This is a genomic window from Mesorhizobium sp. P3_A9 (genome assembly GCF_056402975.1).
The window spans coordinates 1-8,727 of record NZ_JBFUGJ010000256.1 but is presented as its reverse complement, the minus strand read 5'-3'; the positions used below and the strand labels follow the sequence as shown (position 1 = coordinate 8,727).

The 8,727-nt window shown below is 63.8% G+C and carries 8 protein-coding genes; 7 read left to right on the top strand and 1 reads right to left on the bottom strand.

Annotation, left to right across the window (positions count from 1 at the left end):
- From AC1DX0_RS26005 to AC1DX0_RS25975, 7 genes are all read left to right on the top strand, one after another.
- Nucleotides 1–1,250: ABC transporter ATP-binding protein (locus tag AC1DX0_RS26005; RefSeq protein WP_477357325.1), on the top strand; the 1,250-nt coding region annotated here is incomplete at its 5' end.
- A gap of 164 nt (nt 1,251–1,414) precedes the next feature.
- Nucleotides 1,415–3,004 carry an ABC transporter substrate-binding protein gene (locus AC1DX0_RS26000; RefSeq protein ID WP_477357323.1) on the top strand — a complete coding sequence of 530 codons (1,590 nt, stop codon included), beginning with the start codon at nt 1,415–1,417 and terminating at the stop codon, nt 3,002–3,004.
- 97 nt (nt 3,005–3,101) lie between these two features.
- Nucleotides 3,102–3,941 carry an alkaline phosphatase family protein gene (locus AC1DX0_RS25995; protein WP_477218584.1) on the top strand — a complete coding sequence of 280 codons (840 nt, stop codon included), beginning with the start codon at nt 3,102–3,104 and terminating at the stop codon, nt 3,939–3,941.
- Nucleotides 3,942–4,099: 158 nt separating this feature from the next.
- Nucleotides 4,100–4,666 carry a sigma-70 family RNA polymerase sigma factor gene (locus AC1DX0_RS25990; protein WP_027040618.1) on the top strand — a complete coding sequence of 189 codons (567 nt, stop codon included), beginning with the start codon at nt 4,100–4,102 and terminating at the stop codon, nt 4,664–4,666.
- The gene (locus tag AC1DX0_RS25985; RefSeq protein ID WP_477357321.1) at nt 4,663–5,331 is read left to right on the top strand and encodes an anti-sigma factor; all 669 of its coding nucleotides are present in this window, start codon (nt 4,663–4,665) and stop codon (nt 5,329–5,331) included. The genes AC1DX0_RS25990 and AC1DX0_RS25985 overlap by 4 nt, the downstream gene beginning before the upstream one ends.
- On the top strand, nt 5,321–6,769 hold the full coding sequence (locus AC1DX0_RS25980; RefSeq protein WP_477218586.1) for a S8 family serine peptidase: 1,449 nt from the start codon (nt 5,321–5,323) through the stop codon (nt 6,767–6,769). The genes AC1DX0_RS25985 and AC1DX0_RS25980 overlap by 11 nt, the downstream gene beginning before the upstream one ends.
- Before the next feature lie 261 nt (nt 6,770–7,030).
- Nucleotides 7,031–8,275: a flavin-containing monooxygenase gene (locus AC1DX0_RS25975; RefSeq protein WP_477218587.1), complete on the top strand. Its 1,245-nt coding sequence runs from the start codon at nt 7,031–7,033 to the stop codon at nt 8,273–8,275.
- 75 nt (nt 8,276–8,350) lie between these two features.
- On the opposite strand, the gene AC1DX0_RS25970 is transcribed toward AC1DX0_RS25975, so the two are convergent.
- Nucleotides 8,351–8,727, bottom strand: a 377-nt coding sequence (locus AC1DX0_RS25970; RefSeq protein ID WP_477357319.1) for a hypothetical protein, incomplete at its 5' end; no start/stop codon positions are given.

Here is an 8,727-nt window from a genome sequence, read left to right as displayed (position 1 = left end):
CACGGGCGGAGGCCGAGAAACGCGCCGTCGCGCTGTTCAAGAAGCTCAGCCTGCCCAATCCCGAAACCATCGGCGAACGCTTCCCACACCAGGTCTCGGGCGGCCAGCTGCAGCGCGTGATGACGGCGATGGCGCTGTGCTCCGAGCCGGACCTGATCGTCTTCGACGAGCCGACCACGGCGCTCGACGTGACGACGCAGATCGACGTGCTGGCGGCGATCAAAGACGCCATCCGCGACACACATGTGGCGGCGCTCTACATCACCCACGACCTTGCCGTCGTCGCCCAGGTCTCCGATGAGATCATGGTGCTGCGGCACGGAAGGCTGGTCGAATGGGGTGGCACCCGCCAGATCATCAAGGAACCGCGCCAGGAATACACCAACGCGCTGGTCTCGGTGCACGAGATCGAACATGCCGAGCAAAAGCCCGGCACGACGCCGTTCCTGTCGGTCAAAAACGTCACCGCCGCCTACGGCCGCAGCCACATCAAGGTGTTGAAGAACGTCTCGGTCGACATTTTTCCGGGCCAGACGCTGGCCGTCGTCGGCGAGTCCGGCTCCGGCAAGTCGACGCTGGCGCGCGCCATCACAGGTTTGCTGCCGCCGGAAGAAGGCACCGTCACCTTTGACGGCCGTCCACTGGCCAACAAGCTTGCCGACCGGCCGAAAGAAGATCTGCGGCAGTTGCAGATGATCTACCAGATGGCCGACGTGGCGATGAACCCACGCCAGACCGTCGGCACCATCATCGGCCGGCCGCTCGAATTCTATTTCGGCATACGCGGCAAGGAGCGCGACAAACGCGTCGCCGAACTGCTCGACAAGATCGAGATGGGCAAGGGCTTTTCCGACCGCTATCCGGCCGAGCTTTCCGGCGGCCAGAAGCAGCGCGTCTGCATCGCCCGCTCGCTCGCGGCAAAACCCAAGCTGATCATTTGCGACGAGGTGACCTCGGCGCTCGACCCCTTGGTGGCGCACGGCATCCTGAAGCTGCTGCTCGAGCTGCAGAAGGAGGAGAATGTCGCCTATCTGTTCATCACCCACGATCTGGCGACGGTGAAATCGATCGCCGATTCGATCGCGGTGATGTATCGCGGCGAGGTGGTGCGCTATGGCGCGAAAAGCAAGGTGCTGACGCCCCCCTTCGATGACTACACCGACCTTCTCCTGTCATCGGTCCCGGAGATGGAAATCGGCTGGCTGGAAAAGGCGATCAAGGGGCGGCGTATGGCCAGCGCGGGGAACTGAGCCAATTCCAGGAAAGGTGTGAACCGTCCGGAATTGCGTCAGACAAGGAATAACCCGAGCCGTTAGCCTGGGGCGGCTGCCGTCATCCAGATGCAACACGAAAGCGCCACACGTCCTTGCGGACGGGCGCTGCTCGTGACGTTGTTTTCAACAAGGGGTAGGACATGAAGACTGAACTCGACCATCTCGCTGATCTCGCCGGCCAGGGCCGGATATCGCGCCGCGACTTCCTTGGCCGTACGGCGGCACTGGGTGTGTCGGCGGCGCTGGCAACGACGCTGGCCGGGAAAGCCTTCGCACAGACGCCGGTCAAGGGCGGCATCATCAAGGCCGGCCTGCAAGGCGGTGAATCGACCAACAGCCTCGACCCGGCACTGAACCTCAGCCAGGTCACCTACAGCTTCGGCAAGCAGTGGGGCGAATATCTGGTCCGGCTGATGCCCGACAACAGCCTGACCAATATGATCGCGCAGGAGATCGGCGCGTCCAAGGACGCCAAGACCTGGACGATCAAGGTGCGTGACGGCATCGAGTTCCACAATGGCAAGACCGTTGCCGCCGAAGACATCGCCGCCACAATCGAGCGCCATGCCGACGAAAAGTCCAAATCCGGCGCGCTCGGCATTCTCAAGAACATCAAGGGCGTCAAGGCGAGCGGCAAGGAAGTCATCGTCACGCTCGGCGATGCCGACGCCGATTTCCCCTATCTGATGGCCGACTACCACCTCGTCATTCAGCCGAATGGCGGCAAGGACAACCCGAATGCCGGCATCAGTGCCGGCCCCTACAAGGTCACCGTCAACCAGCCGGGCGTGCGCCATGGCGGCGAGCGCTTCGCCAATTACTGGCAGGGCGACAAGATGGGCCATGCCGACCAGGTCGAGATCGTCGTCATCAATGACGCGACGGCGCGACTGGCAGCCCTGCAAGGCGGCCAGGTGCACATGATCAACCGCGTCGAGCCCAAGGTTGTCGACCTGGTCAAGCGCATCCCCGGCGTCACCATCGAGAACGTGTCGGGCAAGGGCTATTACCCGTTCAACATGTTCTGCGACACCGCCCCCTTCGACAGCAACGACCTGCGCATGGCGCTGAAGCTCGCCATGGACCGCGAGGAGATGCTGGAGAAGATCCTGCGTGGCTATGGCTCGGTCGGCAACGACTTCCCGATCAACGAAGCCTACCCGCTGTTTTCGACCGACATCGAACAGCGCAAATTCGATCCGGACAAGGCGGCGGCTCTCTACAAGAAGTCGGGCCACAGCGGCTCCATTCTGTTGCGCACCTCCGACGTTGCCTTCCCCGGCGCCGTCGACGCCGCCCAGCTCTACCAGCAGAGCGCCGCCAAGGCCGGCATCAAGATCGAGATCAAGCGCGAACCGGGCGACGGCTACTGGTCGGAAGTCTGGAACAAAAAGCCCTTCTCGCTCTCCTACTGGGGCGGCCGCGCCACGCAGGACCAGATGTATTCCACCGGCTACGTCTCGACCGCCGACTGGAACGACACCCGCTTCAAGCGGCCGGAATTCGACAAGATGCTGCTTGCGGCGCGCGGCGAACTCGACCAGGCCAAGCGCAAGGCGATCTACCACGACATGGCGGTGCTGATGCGCGACGAAGGTGGCCTGATCGTGCCATTCTTCAACCAGTTCATCGACKCGGCCGCCACCAACAAGATCGGCGGCTTTGCCAAGAGCCCGATCGGCGAGATGATGGATGGCTACGCGCTGGCCGAGTGCTGGCTCAACGCTTAGTCGAACCCTGCCTGTGTGATTCACGTGTAAGAACGCCGTGTGCCCGAAACGGCATGCGGCGTTCCCGTTTCAACTGCCAGACATCATGGAGCAGCCCATGGCGCTCGAATCCAAGCTTCTGCTGATCATCCTCGATGGCGTGCCCTACCGGAACTGGCGCCGGCTGATGGGCAATCTCGAGGGCTGGGTGCAATCGGGCGAAGCACGGGTCTGGAAGATGCGCTCGGTGCTGCCGTCGACCTCGGCCTGCTGCTATGCCTCGATCCACACCGGCGTGTCGCCGCAGGTGCACGGCATCCTCTCCAACGAGAACCGCTTCCGCGTGACCCAGCCGGATATATTTTCGGAAGTCAGCAAGGCCGGCGGCAAGACGGGTGCGGTCACCCATTCCTACTGGTCGGAATTCTTCCGCTCCTACCCCTTCGACCTGGTCGAGGACATGGAATATGACGAGCCAAGCGGGCCGATCACGCACGGTCGCTTCCACACCATGACCGGCTACAATTTGCGCAACCAGATGACGCCGAGCGATGTCGACCTGTTCGCGACGCTGACCATGCTGACCAAACGCCACGGCATCGACTACGGCATCTTGCACACCTGCACGCTGGACTCGATGGGCCATCGCTTCGGCCACGACTGTCACGAGATGGACCATGCCGTCTATGCGATGGACGGCATGCTGGCGGCTTTCCTGCCGAGCTGGATCGAAGCCGGCTACGAGGTGATGGTCACCGCCGATCACGGCCAGACCGACCGCGGCCACCATGGCGGCCATGATGACGAGATGCAGGATTTCGCACTGTATTATTTCGGCCCCGGCAAGGGACCGGAGGGCGACACGCTGCTCGACCAGTTGCAGCTGGCGCCGACGGTGCTGAGCCGGCTCGGCGTGGCTATTCCGGCGACGATGAAGGCGAAGTCTTTCCTAAGCTGAGCGCGACCTTCCCTTCTTCCCTTGTGGGAGAAGGGAAGACCCTGCCACTGGCAACCTCCGCGCTCTTCGGTTAGCCTCCCAAAATTCCTTGGCGGAGGATGAACCTTTTTGGACCGATCAGCGACAGAACAGACAGGAGCCAGGCGGCTCGACCGGCCATGACGGCAGCGACGGAGACCGATCGCGCGCTTGTCGACCGGGTCGCGAAGGGCGACCGTGCCGCCGTGCGGCTCCTGTTCATGCGCCACCACGCGCGGGTCTACCGCTTCGTGGCGCGCCAGACGGGATCGGAAATGATGGCTGACGATATCGCGAACGAGGTGTTCCTCGAACTGTGGCGGCAGGCGCCGGGCTTCGAAGGACGCTCCGAAGTCTCGACATGGCTGCTCGGCATCGCCCGGTTCAAGGCGCTGTCGCTGCTGCGCAAGAAAAAGGAAGACTGGATCGACGACGAGGCCGCCGCCGCGGTGCCCGACGGTGCCGATACGCCGGAGGTCGTCACGATGAAAGAGGACAAGGCCGCCGCCTTGCGCCGCTTCATCGACGCCTTGCCCGAAGAGCACCGCACGGTGATCGACCTTGCCTATTATCACGGACAGTCGGTGACGGAGATCGGCGAGGTGCTCGGCATCCCGGTCGCGACCGTCAAGACCCGGATGTTCTACGCCCGCAAGAAACTCGGCGAGGCCCTCAAGGCCGCCGGTTACGACAGGGGGTGGCCATGAGCGCCGCTGAAAAAATGTCGCGCCGCGACGAAATGGAAACGCTGCTGCCGTTCTATCTGAACGGCTCGCTGGAAGGCTCCGATCTCGAAGCCGTCGAGGAATGGCTGGCGACCGATCCGGCGGCAATGGCAGCCCTTGGCGAGGCCGAGGCCGAGTTCTCCGGCACATCGGCCGCCAATGAAGCAGTCCGCCCGCCCGCCGATGCACTCAGCCGCTTCGCCAAGGCGCTCGACGCCGAGGTCGGACCTGCGCGCAAGCCGGCAGGCTCATCCTGGCTGGCGCAGGCCTGGGGCCGCTTCATGGCGGTGCCGGTCGGCGTCGCCTGGGCGGCGGCCGCGGTCCTGCTGGCGCTGATTGCGGTGCAGTCTTTGGTGCAACCCGGCGGCAAGGGCAAGGATTTCGAGATCGCCGRCGCGGAAGACGACCTGGCGAAACTGCCGTTCGCGCTGGTCAAGTTCAAACCGGATGCGAAGATGTCGGATATTTCTGCATTCCTCGGCAGCAACGGGCTGAAAATCATCGGCGGACCGACCGCCGACGGCGTGTTCCGGCTTGCCATCCCTGCCGCCAACGCAGCCGACTATACCAAGCAGCTCGGCCTTATTGCCGCCCAGCCTTTCGCTGAGACTGTGATCGAGGGAAGGAAACCGGTTGATGGCGGCTGAGGCGGCCCTTCGATTTGCGGCGATCCTGGCAGTGGCGATGACAATCGCCGCCGTGCCCGCGTCGGCGCAGACCAACGCCGCCAATGGCGACCAGACGAAAATCGACTGCCGCAACGGCACCAACGCTGCTGGCGCCGACTGCGCCAAGGACGGCAGCGGCGCCAACGACAAGGCCGGCGGTGCTGGGCCTGCCCAGGCCGGCGCCGTCTTTCTTCCCGCTTTGATCGTCGACCTCTTCCCCAATCCGGTCGCGCCCCCGGCACCGGTGCCGACGCCACGACCGGAACCGACTCCGCCGCCCGGCAACAACCAGGTCAGCCCGCCAGCCGGCGGCGCGATCGTCTCGCCGACCGATCTCATCGCCGTTCAACCGCCGCGCGCCGTGACCGGTGATTTCGTGCCCGACGAGGTGCTGGTGACCGTTGATGGCGATGCCGGCGCCGTGCAGCAGATCGCCGCCTCCTTCGGCCTCGAGGTGCGCTCGCAGCGCCAGTCCCGGCTGCTTGGCACCACGCTGGTGCGCTTCGGCATTCCCGACGGCCGCCCCGTCGGCGTCGTGCTGGCGCAGCTTGCCGCCGATGGCCGCACGCAGCGGCGCGAGCCCAACCACATCTATTCGCTGCAGCAGGCGGCCGGCATCGTCAACTATGCCTTCGATCGCATCGCGCTCGATGCCAAACAGGCCAGCGGCGAAAACGTTCGTGTCGCCGTCATCGATACCGGCATCGACGACACCAACCCGGCGCTGGCCGGCGTCATCGCCGCGCAGTTCGACGCCATGCCGGACGTGCCGATCGAAAAGCGCGACCATGGCACTTCGATCGACGGGCTGATCGCCGGCGTCGGCGCGCTGGAGGGCATGGCGCCGGGCGCCAGGATTTATCACGCCCGCGCCTTCGAGGGAGGCAAGTCGACCATGGATGTCATCCTGTCGGCGCTCGACTGGGCCGCGGAGCAGAATGTCAGCATCATCAATATGAGCTTCGTCGGGCCGAAGAACGATTTGCTCGGCGCCGCCTGCCGCAATGCACGGGCACTCGGCATGGTGCTGGTGGCCGCTGCCGGCAATAACGGCCCGAAGGCGCCCTATGGCTATCCGGCCGCCTTCGACGGCGTGATCGCGGTGACCGCCACCGACGCCAAGGATGGGCTGATGCCGCAGGCCAATCGTGGCGCCTATGTCTTCATTTCGGCGCCGGGCGTCGAGATGGTCGCGCCAAGCGGCCCCGGCTCTGACGTCGTGACCGGCACCTCGTTCGCCGCGGCGATCGTATCCGGCGCCATCGCCAATCTCATCCATGCTTCGCCCGGCCGCTCGGCCGACGACATCGAGAAAGCCTTGGCGGCAACGGCGAAGGATCTCGGCCCCAAAGGGCGCGACAATGATTTCGGCTATGGGCTGCTGGACCTCAAGGCGGCAGAGGCGGCGAAAGAGTAAGTCTGAGGCTTAGACGCCTCTGTTTTCACGCATGCCGCTGCCCCGAAGCCGCCACGCCTTTGCGGGATTTTGATCGTGGCGCGAGGCGACGGAGATGTTATCTTCCCTCCTACCGGAGGGGACTATGCGGATCGTGTTGCTAGGTTCAGGCGGCATTGACCGCCATCTCGATGGTGGGCCGCTGGCGAAGACGGCGCGGTCACCGCGCAAAGCGCCCGCCTCCAAACGCTACAATGGCGCCGGCGTCGGGGCCTGCGGCAAATGACGAGCAACGCCAACGTCCTTGACGCGGTGGTCGTCGGAGCCGGCTGGGCCGGTCTGGGCGTCAGCCATTCGTTGGCACAGCGAGGCCTAAGCCATAGCGTGTTGGAGCGGGGTCGCATCGGAGAGACCTGGCTTACACAACGGTGGGATTCGTTCCGGATGAATACGCCGAACGTGCAGACCGTCATGCCGGGCGACCGTTATGATGGTTCAGATCCGTTCGGCGCCCTAACACGCAACCAGTTCGTCGCTCTCCTTGAGGACTTCGCCAAGCGGAACGAACTGCCCGTCGAACCAGAGACAGTGGTGACCGAACTGGCCGACGGGCACGAGAAGGGCGAGTATCGGCTAACCACCTCGCGCGGCACAGTTCGGGCACGGAACGTGGTGATCGCAAGTGGTCACCTGAATTGTCCGGTGCGCCCGGTTTGGGCCGCTTCGTTGACGCCCAGCCTATGCCAGATCGACGCTTCTGATTACCGCAACGCCGCCGGTCTCGCCGACGGAGCGGTGTTGGTTGTCGGAAGCGGCCAGTCGGGCTGTCAGATCGCGGAGGACTTGGCGGAAGCAGGGCGAACAGTCTTCCTTGCCTCCGGCCAGGTCGGACGGCTGCCACGGCGCTACCGGGGTCGCGACATCATGATCTGGCTCGTCGAAAGCGGGTTTCTCGACGTGCGTCGAGAGGAGATCATACAAGTTGCGAAACGCATTCCGCCCCGGGGTGTGCTCGGGGCAGAACACACGATAAGCCTGCAAGCGCTTGGCGCCAAAGGTATCGTGCTGCTCGGGCGTCTCACAGGTGTCGAGGATGGTCGTCGTCTCTCGTTCGCCGACGATCTCGAAGCGCATGTTCGCTTTGCGGATGAAGCCTCCGCCAACGTCAAACGCCATATCGACGAGTATATCAGCCGTTCCGGAATCGATGCCCCTGTTGCGGAACCCGATCCGGCGGAGACTGTCGTGGCGTCTCTGCCCAACCCGACTATCGGTTCACTCGATGTTGCCGGGTCCGGCATCACAACCGTGGTGTGGTGCACCGGCTTTCGCGGCGATTTTAGTTGGGTACGTCTCCCCGGAGTACTCGACCCGGCGGGACAGCCCATCCATGCGGATGGCGTGGCCCCACGGCCAGGCATCTACTTCGCCGGTTTGGATTTTGCCTCCACACGCAAGTCAGGCACAATATTGGCGGTCGCCGAAGAGGCACATCGCCTTGTCGAACACATGGTGGGGCATTCGTAGTAACAGAAACAGCAAGCGGCTCGTTAGCCGCACGGAACGGGCTTGCCAGCACGCCGGCCCCCAATCCCGCATAGATCAGCCTGCCGGGAGCTGCCGGGTTCGGCCGATTTGCAGAAGCAACGCCAATCCAAGACAAAGCCCGACGACAACCAGACAGGCTATCGTCAACCATCGCATCAATACCGCCTGCTCGTCGTGGCCGATGACGCGGTAGAGACCGTTGATCTCGACCATTTCCGGGCCGGACAGCCGCTTTTTGGGCAGCGTTCGGTCGGTGTAGAAATATTTGGTCATTGCATTGAATTCGAGCTCACGTCCGAGGAACATTTCGGTGGGGTTCAGGTCTGAAGTGACATAGCCCTCATAGGTGAGTTCCTGTGTGGTGCGGATATCGACATTGTTGAAGTCCGGCTTTATGGCGCCCTGGTGGAACCAGCCTGGCGAAAACACCG